Source organism: Lentzea rhizosphaerae (assembly GCF_042649515.1).
In the GTDB taxonomy this organism is placed as follows: domain Bacteria; phylum Actinomycetota; class Actinomycetes; order Mycobacteriales; family Pseudonocardiaceae; genus Lentzea; species Lentzea aerocolonigenes.
Genome location: NZ_JBHRZI010000021.1, coordinates 13,001 through 28,020, shown reverse-complemented (window position 1 = coordinate 28,020; position 15,020 = coordinate 13,001). Strand labels below are relative to the sequence as shown.

The 15,020-nt window shown below is 68.0% G+C and carries 11 protein-coding genes; 7 read left to right on the top strand and 4 right to left on the bottom strand.

The window, feature by feature from the left end; all coding sequences use genetic code 11:
* Positions 1-12 precede the first annotated feature (12 nt).
* The 3 genes from ACFOWZ_RS25295 to ACFOWZ_RS25285 are packed head-to-tail and all read left to right on the top strand — an operon-like array spanning position 13 to position 1,363.
* The gene (locus tag ACFOWZ_RS25295) at positions 13-126 is read left to right on the top strand and encodes an RICIN domain-containing protein (RefSeq protein ID WP_382376362.1); all 114 of its coding nucleotides are present in this window, start codon (positions 13-15) and stop codon (positions 124-126) included.
* Between the two features lie 26 nt (positions 127-152).
* Entirely contained in the window at positions 153-536 is a 384-nt protein-coding gene (locus ACFOWZ_RS25290) for a hypothetical protein (protein WP_382376361.1), read from the top strand.
* Positions 530-1,363, top strand: a complete 834-nt coding sequence (locus tag ACFOWZ_RS25285) for a hypothetical protein (protein ID WP_382376360.1) — start codon at positions 530-532, stop codon at positions 1,361-1,363. Before ACFOWZ_RS25290 ends, ACFOWZ_RS25285 begins: the two co-directional genes overlap by 7 nt.
* Before the next feature lie 137 nt (positions 1,364-1,500).
* On the opposite strand, the gene ACFOWZ_RS25280 is transcribed toward ACFOWZ_RS25285, so the two are convergent.
* Entirely contained in the window at positions 1,501-5,277 is a 3,777-nt protein-coding gene (locus tag ACFOWZ_RS25280) for a DNA topoisomerase (ATP-hydrolyzing) (RefSeq protein ID WP_382376359.1), read from the bottom strand.
* 28 nt (positions 5,278-5,305) lie between these two features.
* A complete protein-coding gene (locus ACFOWZ_RS25275) occupies positions 5,306-7,357 on the bottom strand; it encodes a DNA gyrase/topoisomerase IV subunit B (protein ID WP_382376358.1) in 2,052 nt (683 codons plus the stop codon).
* Between the two features lie 320 nt (positions 7,358-7,677).
* On the opposite strand from ACFOWZ_RS25275, the gene ACFOWZ_RS25270 reads away from it, so the two are divergent.
* From ACFOWZ_RS25270 to ACFOWZ_RS25255, 4 genes are read left to right on the top strand one after another with little or no spacing between them, the layout of a single operon-like run.
* Positions 7,678-8,853 carry a pyridoxal phosphate-dependent aminotransferase gene (locus ACFOWZ_RS25270; protein WP_382376357.1) on the top strand — a complete coding sequence of 392 codons (1,176 nt, stop codon included), beginning with the start codon at positions 7,678-7,680 and terminating at the stop codon, positions 8,851-8,853.
* A gap of 46 nt (positions 8,854-8,899) precedes the next feature.
* A complete protein-coding gene (locus ACFOWZ_RS25265; protein WP_382376356.1) occupies positions 8,900-10,498 on the top strand; it encodes a DUF4331 domain-containing protein in 1,599 nt (532 codons plus the stop codon).
* Entirely contained in the window at positions 10,495-11,787 is a 1,293-nt protein-coding gene (locus ACFOWZ_RS25260; protein WP_382376355.1) for a tetratricopeptide repeat protein, read from the top strand. The genes ACFOWZ_RS25265 and ACFOWZ_RS25260 overlap by 4 nt, the downstream gene beginning before the upstream one ends.
* On the top strand, positions 11,784-13,223 hold the full coding sequence (locus tag ACFOWZ_RS25255; RefSeq protein WP_382376354.1) for a nickel/cobalt transporter: 1,440 nt from the start codon (positions 11,784-11,786) through the stop codon (positions 13,221-13,223). The genes ACFOWZ_RS25260 and ACFOWZ_RS25255 overlap by 4 nt, the downstream gene beginning before the upstream one ends.
* Positions 13,224-13,289: 66 nt before the next feature.
* On the opposite strand, the gene ACFOWZ_RS25250 is transcribed toward ACFOWZ_RS25255, so the two are convergent.
* Together ACFOWZ_RS25250 and ACFOWZ_RS25245 are read right to left on the bottom strand one after the other, a co-directional pair.
* On the bottom strand, positions 13,290-14,045 hold the full coding sequence (locus ACFOWZ_RS25250; RefSeq protein ID WP_382376353.1) for an anti-sigma factor family protein: 756 nt from the start codon (positions 14,043-14,045) through the stop codon (positions 13,290-13,292).
* A gap of 206 nt (positions 14,046-14,251) precedes the next feature.
* Positions 14,252-15,004: a TetR/AcrR family transcriptional regulator gene (locus tag ACFOWZ_RS25245; RefSeq protein WP_382376352.1), complete on the bottom strand. Its 753-nt coding sequence runs from the start codon at positions 15,002-15,004 to the stop codon at positions 14,252-14,254.
* Between the last annotated feature and the right edge of the window lie 16 nt (positions 15,005-15,020).

Sequence of the window (15,020 nt, the reverse complement as noted above, 5' to 3'; positions counted from 1 at the left end):
ACCACGACGTGGGTGAACCACAACAGCGGCAAGTGCCTGGAGATCGCCGACTCGCAGACGTTCAACGGCGCCCGCGCCCAGCAGTGGGACTGCGTCGGCGGCGTGGGCACGCAGCAATGGCGCTGATCCGACACCAACGAGGGGGACTCGTCTTGTCCAGGAACCGAATGCTCGCGCTGGCCTTCGCCGCCGCCGCGGCACTGGGCCTGCTCGCACCGGCCGTGGCGGGCGCCGCTGAGGAGAAGTCCGCCGCACCGCTCGCCTGCACGGTGAACCCGGACCCCGGCTTCGTGCTGTTCTACCAGCACTCCGACTGCCAGGGCCGCTACCAGGGCTGGGCGCGCTGCGGCTGGCACGACTTCACCGGCGTGGTGCGCCGCAACGCCAGCTCGTACTGGGACAACCAGGTCGGCGGCGCCTACACGAAGGTCTACGAGGGTTCGACGGTGGTGTACCAGACGGAGCCGTTCACCGGCGTCCGCAACGTCGCGTGGTGGGAGAACGACCGCAACGAACGGGCCTACCTGGTGTGTTGACCCGCCTCACGGTGATCGTCCTGCTGCTTCTCTGCCTCTGCGGCGAGAAGCAGCAGGTCCTTCCCGACGACATGGACCTCGACGCGGTGGCGTATCCGCTGGACGCGTACGACCTCAGCGAGCACGAGATGGTGGTCGTCGCACGGGCGAAGTACCTGATGGCCCAACGGTGCGTGCGACAGCTCGGCGCCGACCTGCCCCCGTTCCCCACCGGCAGGATGCGCGCACCCCAGGACGACCGGTACGGCCTTGCGTCCAGGCACACCGCGTGGGAGTGGGGCTACTCGCTCGACAAGCCGCCGGTGCGCGTCATCCCGTGGGAACTCCAGATCGATCCTCGTTCCCGCCTCCACTCCCTTCTCAACGACGGCCCCGACGGCGGTTGCCTGGGCTCCGCGAACCGCGCCCTCGCGGAGCCCACCACCAACCCGTTGCCACGCCTGGACGACGAGGCCTGGCGAGCATCCCGCGACAAGCCCGCGGTGCGGCAGGCCGCGCAAGCGTGGCACCGGTGCACCGCCCGAGCCGGACTCGACTACGACGACCCGGTCGAGGCGCCGTACTACCACTGGGGCGAGAAGCGGATCGCGGCCCACCGCACGTTGACGGAAGAGGACCGCAGGAACGGCCTGCGCCCCTCTGGAACGGAACGCAGGGCGGCGCTCGTGGACGTCCGGTGCAAGGTGGAGTCGGGTTTCCTGCGGGCGTGGGCCGAGGCGGACGTGGCGGCGCAGCGGGAGCTGGTGCGGCGGCACCTCGGGGAGCTCACGGAGCGGCGGCGGGCGCTCGACCTGCTGGTGCGGAGCGCGGAGACCGTGAACGGATGAGGTGAGCGGCGGGCGCGGCCAACGCCCAGGGCTCCCGGTGGCCGCGCTACAAGCGGAGCGACGACGCCACGGCGGCGTTCTGCCTCCTCTGACGCTCGCCGGCGAGGGCGTCGGCCGAAGCCCTCGCCGGCGTCGCGCTAGTCCCTCTCGATCAGGTGGCCGATGACGTCCGGACCCGGATGCGCGTGGCCGGAGCCGTCCCGCCGCGGGTCGACGTCCGGCAGCTCGACCGGCGACCCCTTGTCGTCCGCACCCGCCGGCCTGCTGCCGATCCACGCCAGCACCAGGTGCGACTCGCCCTTGAGGAACCGCTGCGACCGCACACCACCCGTCGCGCGGCCCTTCGCCGGGTACTCGCTGAACGGCGTGACCTTGACGCTCTGCCCGGACGACGTGACGACCATCGGCTCGCCGTGCTCGTCGTCGTCCGTGCGGATCGCCCCGAAGAACACCACGTGCGCGTCACCGCTCAGGTTGATGCCCGCCATGCCGCCGCCCTTGAGGCCCTGCGGCCGGACCAGCTTCGCGTCGTAGCGCAGCAACGACGAGTCCGAGCTGACGAACGCGAGCGTCTCGCTGCCGTCCGTGAGCCACGTGCAGCCGACGACCTCGTCGCCGTCCTTGAGCGTGATGACCTCGAACTCGTCCGACCGCACCGGCCACTCCGGCACACACACCTTCACCGTGCCGAGCTTCGTGCCGAGCGCGATGCCGGGAGAGTCCTTCGGGTCGAGCGGCGCGATGCCGACGACCTTCTCGCCCTTCTCCAGCGGCACCAGCTCACTCGCCGCCATACCGCCCCTGAGGCTGACGGTCCCGCTCTGCTCCGGCAGCACCGGCAACGGCAGCACGTCGGTCTTGAACGCACGCCCGAGGTTCGTGATCAGCACGACCTGACCGCGCGCGGTCGAGTGCACCACCGCGGCCACGGCGTCGTGCTTCACCCGCCCCGCCCGGCGCTTGCCCTCGGACACCTCCTCCGACTCCGCCGCGGTCCGCGCGACGAGCCCGGTGGCGCTGAGGATGACCTGGCACGGGTCGTCCGCGACCTCCAGCGGCCCCGCCGGCTTCGACGCCGCGAGCACCTCCTTGAGGTCACCGTCGATGAGGCTGGTCCTGCGGTCGCCGCCCAGTTCCTTGGCGACGTTCGCGAGCTCCTGCGAGACGAGCTTCTTCAGCACGTTCTCGTCGTCGAGGATCGCGGTCAGCTCCGCGATCTCCTTGTTCAGCTTGTCCTGCTCGTTCTCGAGCTCGAGCTTGTCGTACTTGGTGAGCCGGCGCAGCGGCGTGTCGAGGATGTAGGAGGCCTGGATCTCCGACAGCTTGAACTGCTTCATCAGGCCGTCCTTGGCGGCAGCGGCGTTCTCGCTGCCCCGGATCAGCTTGATGACCTTGTCGATGTCGAGCAGGGCCTTGAGCAGACCCTCGACCAGGTGCAGGCGTTCCTCGCGCTTGCGGCGGCGGAACTTCGTGCGCCGCGTGACGACCTCGTAGCGGTGCTTGAGGAAGACCTCCAGCAGCTGCTTGAGACCGAGCGTCTGCGGCTGCCCGTCCACCAGCACCAGGTTGTTGATGCCGAACGACTGCTCCATCGGTGTGAGCCGGTACAGGTCCGCGAGCAGCGCCTGCGGGTTCACACCGACCTTGCACTCGATGACGAGCCGGATGCCGTTCTCGCGGTCGGTCAGGTCCTTGACGTCCGCGATGCCGGTGAGGCGCTTGGACTTGTTGACCTCGTCGGTGATCTTCTCGACGATCCGCTCGGCCCCGACGCCGTACGGCAGCTCGGTGACCGTGATGGCCTGACGCCCGCGGGAACCCTCGAGCGGCCCGATCTCGACCTTCGCCCGCATGCGGACCACACCGCGACCGGTCTCGTAGGCCTTCCTGACCTCGTCGAGGCCCAGCAGGATGCCGCCAGTGGGCAGGTCCGGCCCCGGCACGAACTCCATCAGCTTGTCGAGGTCGGCGTCCGGGTGCGTGATCAGCCAGCGCGCTGCCCCGACGACCTCGCGGAGGTTGTGCGGGATCATGTTGGTGGCCATGCCGACCGCGATGCCGGACGTGCCGTTGACCAGCAGGTTCGGGAACGCGGCCGGGAGCACCGACGGCTCTTCGAGCGAGCCGTCGTAGTTCGGCCGGAAGTCGACCGTCTCCTCGTTGAGCTCGCTGACGAGCTGCATGGCGACCAGCGACATCCGGCACTCGGTGTACCTGCTGGCCGCCGGTCCGTCGTCCGGGCTGCCGAAGTTGCCGTGGCCGTCGATCAACGGCTCGTTGAGGCTGAAGTCCTGCGCGAGGCGGACCAACGCGTCGTAGATCGCCGTGTCACCGTGCGGGTGGTACTTGCCCATGCAGTTGTGCACGACCTGGCCGTCAACGACGAAGGCGTGTTCCTCGGTCTCGACCTGAATGTCGTAGGTCGTGTCCGGTGCTACGGGCTCGACCGACGTCACCTCGAGGAAGCTGAAACCGGACAACGCCTCCAGGTGCGCGGCGACCGGCGAGCCGATCCGGTGCAGCTTCTCGATCCAGCCGTTCTCGTGGGCACGCCCGAGCGGGAACAAACGCTCGGCGAGCGCCTTGCCGTGGCGATCCTTGCCGTAACGGACGTCGGCCCCCAACGACGCCCGGAACGCCACACCGTCGACGTCGCGGAACCAGCCGCCTCCCTGATGAGCAGCCGAGAACTCCGCCATCACCGGTGCGCACGGCAACCGGTCGTTGCCCTGCTTGCCGCCGTAGCGGTAGCCGATGGACAGCACCTGACGCAGACCGTCCTGCTTGTGACCGACCTTCGTCCAGGGCAGCAGCGCCAGTGCGAGCGCGGCGGCGTCCCGCCCCGTGATCGAAAGGCCCAGCAACGTCTTGTGCCCGGTCGTGCTGACCCGTGACCAATGGTGTCCGTGGATGCCTCTGTCCGCGAGCATGCCGTGCAGCTGGTCGATCAACCTCTGGCTCGTGCTGACCAGCACGATCTCGCGGTTCTGTTTACGCACGTAGCCGTCGCCGTCGAAGAAGCCGGCGATGAACGGAGCCCACGCGGACCGGTCAGCCAGGACGCTCGACGGGACGACCTTGCGGTCGCTGCGCGGTGTCGCGACCTCCAGCAACGCCTCGTGACGCGCGAACGTGAGGATGTGCTGATCCTTGTGCTTCGGGTTCTTCGCGACGCGCTTACCACGCGTGACGTTGACGTCGTTGAGGATCGCCCAGCCGTGCGCCACGTCGAGCGGCTCGACATCGCACATGTGGATGCGCACCCGCCCGTCAGCGGCACGCTTGCGGTCGACGGCAAACCCCTCGGCGACGAGGAGGCCCTGCACGTAAGCACCGAGGTCGCCTCCGTCGGACGCAAGACCGGCCTGCCTGTCCGCGCCGTAAGCGATCGTCTGCCTGCCCACCAGGTCCGCCGCCGCGGTCCAGCCGATCGAGAGGTCTGACTCGACGGTCCGGAACCGTTGCCCCGGCGTGACGAGCATCGTGCGGCCGTTCGACCAGGTGATGCGCACGAGGTCGGAAACCGGGTTCTCGTACACCTCGCTCACCCGCACCGGTGTGCCGCGGCCGTCGAGCACGAGATCGCCGATCTCGATGTCCTCGATCGGACGCAACCCCTCCGGCGTCGACACGAGAGCGCCGCGCACGAAGCAGTCGCCGACAACGCGTGACGACTTCACGTACGGAGTGTTCGGGCGCTGCGCGTTCTCGTGCATCGAGTAGAGGATGCGACGGTGCACCGGCTTCAGCCCGTCCCGCGCGTCCGGCAGTGCCCGCGAGTGGATGACCGAGTACGCGTACTCCAGGTAGGAGTCCTCGATCTCCGTCTTCAGCGAGTTGTCGAGCACCGTGGCGCCGGCCCGGTCGAACGCGGCGGGGTCGACCTTGGTCGTGGGTCCCTTGCGGCGTGCCATGACTGTCTTCCAGCTCTTTCCGTGAGGCTTAGAGATCGATGGCCGACTGGTCGACCCGTGCGGCGGACTCGACGAGCCAGTTGCGGCGCGGCTCGACCTTCTCGCCCATCAGCAGTTCGAGGGCTTCCTCGGCGGCCTCCGCGTCGTCCATGGTGATGCGACGCACCGACCGGCTGGCGGGGTTCATCGTGGTCTCCCACAACTCGTCCGCGTCCATCTCGCCCAGACCCTTGAACCGCGGCACCGGCGTGACGACCTGCTTGCCGGCCTTCTCCAGCTGCGCGACCTTCTTCTCCATCTCGCGCTGGGTGAAGGTGAAGTGCGTTTCGGCGTTGCGCCCGCGAGTCATGACCTTGTGCAACGGGGGCATGGCGGCGTACAGACGCCCGTCCTCGATCACCGGGCGCATGTACTTGGCGAACAACGTGATCAGCAACGTTCGGATGTGGCTGCCGTCGACGTCCGCGTCGGCCATCAGGATCACGCGGCCGTACCGCATCTGGGAGATGTCGAACGTGCGGCCGGTGCCGGCGCCCAGGACCTGGACGATGGAGGCGATCTCGGCGTTGCGCAACGTGTCGGCCAGCGAGGCCTTCTGGACGTTGAGGATCTTGCCGCGCAACGGGAGCAGCGCCTGGTACTCGGAAACGCGAGCCATTCTCGCACTTCCGAGGGCGCTGTCGCCTTCCACGAGAAATAGCTCGCTACGCGAAACACCCGTCGTCCGGCAGTCCACGAGCTTGGCCGGCATCGCCGCACCCTCGAGCGCCGTCTTCCGCCGAGCCGCGTCCTTCTGCTGCTTCTGCGTCAACCGGACGCGCGACGCGTCGACGACCTTCTGCAGCACGGTCTTCGCTTCGACCTTGGTCTTGCGGTCCTCGGTCCACGCCCGCACCTGTGCGTCGACGATCCCCTGCAGCACCTTCGTGATGCCCGCGGTCGACAGCTCGTCCTTGGTCTGCGAGGTGAACTGCGGTTCCGGGATGCGGACGTGGATGACGGCTGTCATGCCCTCCAGCACGTCGTCCAGGGTCGGCATCTCCTCCTTGGGCTTGAGCAGCCCTCGGGTCTTGGAGATCGCGTCCTGCACCGCCTTCAGCACAGCGCGGTCGAAGCCACGCCTGTGCGTACCGCCGTGCATGTTGCGGATCGTGTTCGTGAAGCACTCGACGGTGCGCTCGTAGCCGGTGCCCCACCGCAACGCGACTTCGATCTCGGCGGATCGCTCCACTTTGGACCGCATCACGCCGTTCTCGTCGGCGGCGTTCTCGAAGTAGGTGCCGGAGCCGGTGATGACCAGAGTTCCCGACACCGCCCGATCACCCGAAGGCGCCAGGAACTCGACCATGTCGGTCAGGCCGTGCGGGTAGTGGAAGACCTCTTCGGAGATCTGGTCTTCCAAAGCGGTCCGCAGCACGTACGTCACGCCCGGTACGAGGAACGCCGTGTTGCGCAGCTTCATGCGGACGGTCTCGACGTCCAGCGCCGCGTTGTTCTCGAAGTAGCGGGCGTCGTACCAGTAGCGGATCGACGTGCCGGTCGACTCGTTGCGCTTCATCTTGCCGGTGACCTGAAGGCCGCCCTGGCGGGTGAACTTCGCCTTCGGGCCAGGGCCGTCGAAGACGCCGGGGACGCCGTGGGCGAACGACATCTCGTGGACCTTGCCGCCGCGGCGCACGAGCACGTCGAAGCGGTGTGAGAGGGCGTTCACGGCCGAGGCGCCGACGCCGTGCAGGCCGCCGGAGGTCTTGTAGCCGGAGCCGCCGAACTTGCCGCCTGCGTGCAACTTGGTCAACACCAGTTCCACACCGGACAGACCGGACTTCGCGTGCACGTCGGTCGGGATGCCCCGGCCGTCGTCGTCGACCTGGACGCTGCCGTCGGCGTGCAGCGTGACCACGATCTTCGTCGCGTGGCCCGCGACGCCTTCATCGGTGGAGTTGTCGACGATCTCGCTGAAGAGGTGGTTGATGCCCCGGCTGTCGGTCGACCCGATGTACATGCCTGGCCGCTTGCGGACGGCCTCGAGTCCTTCGAGGTGCGTCAGGTCGTCGGCCCCGTACAGGGTCTCTGCGGTCACGGGTATTTCTCCCTGGTCGTGTGCGGACTGCCAGCAGCGTATCTGCCTGCACTGACAATCCTGGGCAGGACGCCCGCAGTGGCGGTGACGACTGCGCTCCGCGACGGTCCCGGTACACCCTCGGGTACCCGTCCAGCCGCCGGTCAGAGCCTTCCCGGGCAGGAATGCGCACTGCTCCGAACGACCGCCGGGCGGCGAACGTCACTCGGGTTGCGGTGCGTGACCTGGTCGAGACCTTCCCGATGCGCACCCGTGAACCGTGATGAACATCGGCACGTATGCCCCGGTGTCGGAAGCGGACCGAGGGATGGAGTGATCGCGTGCGGCACGGTGTGGACTCGGGTCTTTTCCAGCAGACCGCGCACAGCCCGTCCTACTTCGAGCTGTCGCGGACCGGTGCCGGTGAACTCGTCGACTTCTGCATCCCGTGCAACCCGTACTTCCCGACGCCCGAGATGTTCGAGGAGCTCTCGAAGAACCTCGAAGCGGTCCTGAAGTTCTACCCGAGCGACTCGTCCAAGATCGCGCAGCAGCTCAGCACCGTCCTGGGGCTCAACCCGGCGACGATCGCCATGTCGAACGGGTCGACCGAGCTCATCACGTGGATGGACCACATGTGGATCCACGAGAGCGTGGCGATCCCGATCCCGACGTTCGGCCGCTGGACCGACCAGCCGATGGAGAGCAACAAGCGCGTCGACATGTTCCTGCTCCAGGAGAGCAACAACTTCGAGCTCGACGTCGACGAGTACATCAAGTTCATCCGTGCCCGCGGCAGCAAGGTCGCGGTCATCTGCAACCCGAACAACCCCGACGGCGGTTACCTGCCGCGGCGGGAGATCGTCCGGTTCATGGACGAGCTCGCCGACCTGGACCTGGTCGTGATCGACGAGTCGTTCATCGACTTCGTCGAGGTCGAGCGGAACCCGTCGGTCGCGGCGGAGGCGTCGATCCGGCCGAACGTGGTCGTGCTGAAGAGCCTCGGCAAGAACTTCGGGTTGCACGGCATCCGCTTCGGTTATCTGGTCGCGAATCCCGGTCTGGCCGGGAAGATGCGCCAGACGCTGCCGAAGTGGAACCTCAATTCTCTCGCGGAAACCGTCGTGTTCATGCTCGCCGAGCACGAGGCGGAGTACGCGGAAAGCCTGCGTCTGCTGTCACGGGACAGGTACCGGATGGGGATGGAGCTCTCCCGCCTCCCCGACCTGACCGTCTACTCCTCGCAGGCCAACTTCCTGCTGGTCAAGCTCGGTGGCGGCGTGGACGGTCGGGAGCTTCGCGACCACCTGCTGTCCCGGCACCAGGTCTTCATCCGCGAGTGCGGCAACAAGCTCGGCATGAACAGCCGTTTCGCGCGTCTGGTCGTGCGTCCCGAACAGGACGTCGACCGGCTCGTCGAAGGCATTCGCGACTTCACCCAAGCGAGGTGGACCACCGAACACGCAAGCCATCCGAGCCACTCCAGCGAACCGTCGCTGCTGATGCACAGTGCTTGATCACTTTTCCGAGCCGTTGAACGCGCACATCGAAAGGTCCCAGACAATGTCATCACCGCACGTCCTCAGCGGTCGGCGCGGCCAGGTGGCTGCGGCCGCGCTGGTGGCCGCCACACTGCTCAACGCGGCCATGTTCGGCGGTACCAACGCCACCGCCTCGTCGCACCGCGAGGCCCCGCTCATCGCGGGCGACCCGGCCGTGGACAACACGGACCTGTACGCGTTCGTGAGCCCCGACCACAAGGACACGGTCACGCTGGTCGGGAACTGGTCCGGGTTCCAGGAGCCCAACGGCGGCCCCAACTTCTTCCCGTTCGCCGAGGACGCGCAGTACGACTTCAACATCGACAACGACGGTGACGCGAAGCCGGACGTCGTCCTGCGCTGGCAGTTCCACAACGACGACCGCCGCAAGAACAACACGTTCCTGTACACCAACGGTGTCGTGGAGTCGCTGGACGACGAGAACCTGCTGTTCCGCCAGCGTTACGACCTCGAGGCGATCTACGAGAACGGCCAGAAGGTCAAGCTCGTCAACAACGCCCCGGTCGCACCGTCGCCCAACGGACCCGCTTCCATGCCGGACTTCAAGAAGCTGCGCGACCAGGCGATCGTGCAGATCCCCGGCGGCGGCAAGGTCTACGTCGGCCCGTCCGAGGACGCGTTCTTCGCGGACCTGAGGGTGTTCGACCTGCTCTACGGCGGCAACCTGAGCGAGGTCGGCCAGGACACGCTGCGCGGCTACAACGTCAACACCATCGCGATCCAGCTGCCCAAGCACGCGCTCGCGGTGAAGAACGACGCGAACCGCAACCCGAACATCGGCATCTGGAGCACCACGCAGCGCCGCACGCTGAAGCTGTCGCCGGGCAAGGCCGAGGCCGTCGGTGACTTCGTGCAGGTCTCACGGCTGGGCAACCCGCTGGTGAACGAGGTCGTGGCCCCCGCGGGCCTCAAGGACGCGTTCAACGGCCTGCGTCCCGACCAGGACGCCGGCGTCAAGGAGCTCGTCGACCGGGTCGTCAACCCCGAGCTGCCGAAGCTGATCGAGGCCATCTACAAGATCCCGGCGCCGAAGGGCCAGCGCGACGACCTGGCCGAGATCTTCCTGACCGGCATCACGAAGAAGCTCGGCGGGCAGATCAACGCCGACCTGAACTCGCAGGTCAACAACGCCGACGTGGACCAGAGGCAGTTCCGCCCGTCCGAGATGCTGCGACTGAACATGTCGATCAACCCGAACGCCAACCCGAACCGTCTCGGCCTGCTCGCCGGTGACACGCAGGGCTTCCCGAACGGCCGCCGGCTCACCGACGACGTGGTGGACATCGCCGTGCAGGCGGTGGAGGGTGCCGCGGCGTCCGGCAAGATCGTCGAGGCGCTCGCCACGGGTGACAAGGTCGACGCGAACGACCAGCCGTTCGAGGCGAACTTCCCGTACGTCGGCCTGCCCCGCAACGGCACCGCCGTCAACGCTTCGGGCAACACGGCCAACGTCGCGGTGAACCCGGTCGGCAAGATCGGCAGCCTGGACCCGATGGCGATGACCACCGCGGTGGGCTCGGCGTTCGTGTTCGGCGCGGGCTTCTGGTTGTGGCGCAAGCGTCAGCAGCAGATCCGCAAGTACGGGTCGCACTCGAAGTGAAGTACCAACAACGGCAGGCCGTCGCGGTGGTTCTCCTGGTCACCGCGGCGCTTGCCCACCTCGCCGCCTCCGGTCCTGCCGACAGCAGGGCCGGGGGCGCGCCCCCTGTTCCGGCCGTGGCGCAGCAGAACCAGATGCACCGCGTGGTGCACCAGCTCCAGCAGCGCCTGCACAGCCTGCCGCAGGACAAGGCTTCCTGGGCGCAGCTGGGTGCGTCCTATGTGGAGCTCGCGCGCGTGACGGCAGACCCTTCGTACTACGCGAAGGCCGAGGGCGCGCTCAAGAACGCGGGCGACACGGGCCTGGCCGCCATCGGCATGGGCACGCTCGCGAACGCCCGTCACGACTTCCACGCCGCCCGTGACTGGGCGACGAAGGCAATTGCCGCGCTGCCGTCCTCGGCAGAGGCGTACGGCGTGCTGGCAGACGCGTTGACGCAGCTCGGCGACGACGCGGGTGCCCAGGACGCGGTGCAGAAGATGCTCGACCTCAAACCCAACACGGCGTCGTTCGCGCGTGCCTCCTTCCACTTCGAGCTCCACGGTGACGTCGACGGCGCTCGCGATGCGATGCAGCGCGCGCTGACCGCTGCCGCGACGCCCGAGGAGATCGCGTTCTGCCGCTACCGGCTGGGTGAACTCGCGTTCGACCACAACAGGCTCGACGAAGCCGCGCAGCACTACGAGCAGGGACTGGCGGCAAGAGGAGACGACATGACTCTCACTCAAGGCATGGCCAAGGTCACGGCGGCACGGGGCGACGCCCCGGCGGCGCTGGAGGACTACCGCAGGCTGGTGTCCCGCGCTCCCCTGCCGCAGTACCTGCAGGAGTACGCGGAGCTGCTGGAGGCCAACGGCAGGACCGAAGAGGCCGCCAAGCAGTACGACGTGCTCTCGGAGCAGCAGCGGCTGATGGAGTCGCAGGGCGCGTCCGACGACCTGGCCGCGGCGCTGGTGGCCGCGGACCGCGGTGACGGCATGCAGGCGCTGCGCCGGGCGGAGGCCGAGTGGAGCCGCCGGCAGAGCGTGTTCGTGGCCGACGCGATGTCGTGGGCCCTGCACATGAACGGCCGCGACGCCGAGGCGCTCGAGTACTCGGACCGCGCCAACGCGCTGGGCTGGCAGAACGCGACGTTCTCCTACCACCGCGGGATGATCCTGGCCGCGCTGGGCAGGGTCGCGGAGGCGCAGGAGGCGCTGGTGCAGGCGCTGCGGCTGAACGCGAACTTCTCCCCGTTGCAGGCGCTCAAGGCCGGCCGCAAGCTCGCCGAGCTGCGAGGCGGCCGGTGAGCCTGTCCAGCTGGGTCGTGCGGCCCGTCCTGGTCGTGGCCCTCCTGCTGGCGGGCATCTTCTTCATCAACGGCGAGGCGTCCGCCCACCCGCTGGGCAACTTCAGCGTCAACCACTACCACGGGCTGCACCTGCACCCGGACCGGATCGATCTGAGATCCGTGGTCGACGTGGCAGAGATCCCGACGCTGCAGGAGAACTTGAAGACCCGCGACGCCCGGCAGTGGTGCGACGAGGTGTCGAGGACCGACAGGTCCACGGTGGACGGCAGGCAGATCAGCTGGACCGTCTCGAACGCCACCAAGGAGCACCCGACGGGTCAGGCGGATCTCAGCACCACCAGGCTGGTCTGCGAGTTCACCGCGAAGGTGGACCTCGACCGGCCCGCGCGCCTGGAGTTCCACGACGAGTCGAACTCGGACCGGGTCGGCTGGCGTGAGATCACCGCCGCCGGCAGCGGGATCAGGCTCACGAACTCGCAGGTGCCGACCGAGAGCATCAGCGACGAGCTGCGGACGTACCCGGAGGATCTGCTCAGCAACCCGCTGGACGTCCGCTCGGTCACGTTCAACGCCGAACCGGGCAGCGGGTCCGAGCCGAAGAAGGCCTCCGGCTCCCCCGTCCAGTCCTTCAGCGTCACGGCGGCCAAGCTCAACGACATCCTGGGCAGCGACGAACTCACGCCGTGGCTCGGGTTTTTGGCGTTGTTGCTCTCGCTGCTGCTGGGTGCGTCGCACGCGGCGTTGCCCGGTCACGGCAAGACGCTCATCGCCGCCTACCTGGCCGGCCGTCAGGGCAGGCCCAGGGACGCGTTCATCGTCGGTGCGTCGGTCACGGCCACGCACACCGGTGGCGTGCTGGTCCTCGGCCTCGTCATCAGCGCCTCCAGCGCGCTGGCCGGTGAGTCGGTCCTGCGTTGGCTCGGCCTGGTCAGCGGCGTGCTGATCACGGTGATCGGCGTGATGCTGCTGCGCTCGGCCCTGTCGACGACCCGCGAACCGGCACTGGCCGGCGTCGGACACGGACATGGCCACGGACATGGGCACGGTCACGGTCATGGGCACGGACATGGGCACGGTCACGGTCATGGGCACGGTCATGGGCACGGTCATGGTCATGGGCACGGGTACAGCCGCGCGAGCCTGATCGGCATGGGCGCCGCCAACGGTCTCGTCCCGTCACCCTCCGCGCTCGTCGTCCTCCTCGGGGCGATGGCGCTGGGCCGGACGTGGTTCGGCGTCCTGCTGGTCGTCGGTTACGGATTCGGCATGGCCGCCACCCTCACCGCGGTCGGCCTGGTGCTCGTGAAGGCCCGTGAACGCGTCGAGAAATTCCTGGACGGACGTGCCACGCGCGTCCTGTCTCATTACGCACCCGTGGGCACAGCCGCGATGGTCATCGTCGTCGGCGGCTGGCTCACATTGCAGGCTCTTTAGAATTACATCAATGTAAGAAGGGCCCGGATTCTGACCGAATCCGGGCCCTTCTGGTGTTTCCGTCCCCTACAGGTTCGCCACCACGAACGTCTTGCCGTCCGCGCTCTCCACCGAGATCGACTTCACCTTGTCGGTCGACCCGCTGACGTTGACCCGCATCTGGGAACCGTCGACCCGCTGCTTCTCGGTCGTGGTCCACACGTGGGCCTCGGTCCTCGTGCCGTCCGTACCCATCACGATCAGCTTGCACTTCTGCGCTGCGGGCAGACCGTCGATGTTCGCGGTCAACAGGTAGCGGTCCTGCGACGACGGCGCGATCTCCGCCACCATCTTGATCCCGCCCGCCGTCGCCTCACCCGTGCGGGTGGAGGCGACGCTGGTGCCCGGCCCCTGGTTCTGCATGAACACTGCAGCACCCCCGAACGCGACCACCGCGGCTACAGCCGCGGCGGCGAGGTATCCCGGCCAGCGCCGGGGTTTGGCGTGCTGCGGTTCGGGGAGTTCTTCCACCGGCCGCGGACTGGCTCTCGGGCTCTGGTCGGCCACCCGCGGCTGCGGGATGACCGATTCCTGCCTGATCTGCCGCAGCGCTCGCTGCAGCACCAGTTCCGACGGCATGGGCAGGTCGGCTTCGCGCTCGTGCAGGAATGCCTCACGAGGCATGTCGTCGAGCGCCATGCGGATCCGATGGAAGTCGGCGACCTGCTCACGGCAGGACGGACAGCCCCTCAGGTGCTGCTCCACGCCAAGACTCTCGTGCGCGTCCAGAACGCCGAGCGCGTAGCAGCCAAGGGTGACCGCGTCGTGCGCGCCAGCTGTCATACGACCTCCTCGTCGTCCCGATTCGACCCCCGCGGCGAAACGGTGTCACAAGGAAAACGCGCAGATAGGAGTGTTTGGTTCAGCCCGCGAACGAGTTCATTCTGATTGCCGATAACAATGGCATTACGTAACCGTGCAACTACCCGCGAGTACCGCCCTGAGCAGCGCTTTTCACTCGATCGGACGACTCAAGGTGTCTCGAATGGCTACAGGCACGTCTCTCGACGAACCAGCGGTCGCTCCTCGGCGTCGATGAACACCGCGAGGCCGTCGAGAACCCGCGCCAGACCGAACTCGAACTCGTCCAGCGGACTTTCGAAGCCGCCCGAGTTCCAGATGTGGGTCATCATCGGCAGCCGCTCGGGCGTGAAGTGCTCCCAGAGCGCCTCACGGCCGTTCCACCAGTCCTCCTCCGACACACCGGTCTCCCGTTCGGCCTGCACGCGGTCCGCCATCGTCCTGCCGACGCCGTCGACGAACTGGGCGACCGTCGTGACCACCGCGACGATCTCCTCCGACCGCAGGCCGAGCTCGGAGACCACGGCGAACGCGGCGTCCATCCTGGTCATGGCCTGCGGGCCGGGCATCCGCCGCGAGGTCGTCAGCTGCAGCATCCACGGGTGCGCGCGGTACATCGCCCACATCTGCCGCGCGAAGAACTCGAGCCCCTCGCGCCACGGACCGGCCGGGGCCGGGTCGGTCTCACCCCAGACCGCGTCGACCATCAGGTCGAGCAGCTCGGCCTTGCCGGGAACGTGCCGGTACAGCGACATCGCGGTGTTGCCGAGCGTCTCGGCGACCCGGCGCATGGTGAGCGCGTCGACCCCCTCGGCGTCGGCCACCTTGATGGCCGCCTCGACGACGCGTGACTGGCTCAGCGCCGCCTTGGGCCCCCTGGTCGGCTCGGCCGGCGCCTCCCACAGCAGGCGGATGCTCCGATCCCGGTCGCTCTGCTTCACGCAGCCCCCTCTTCAC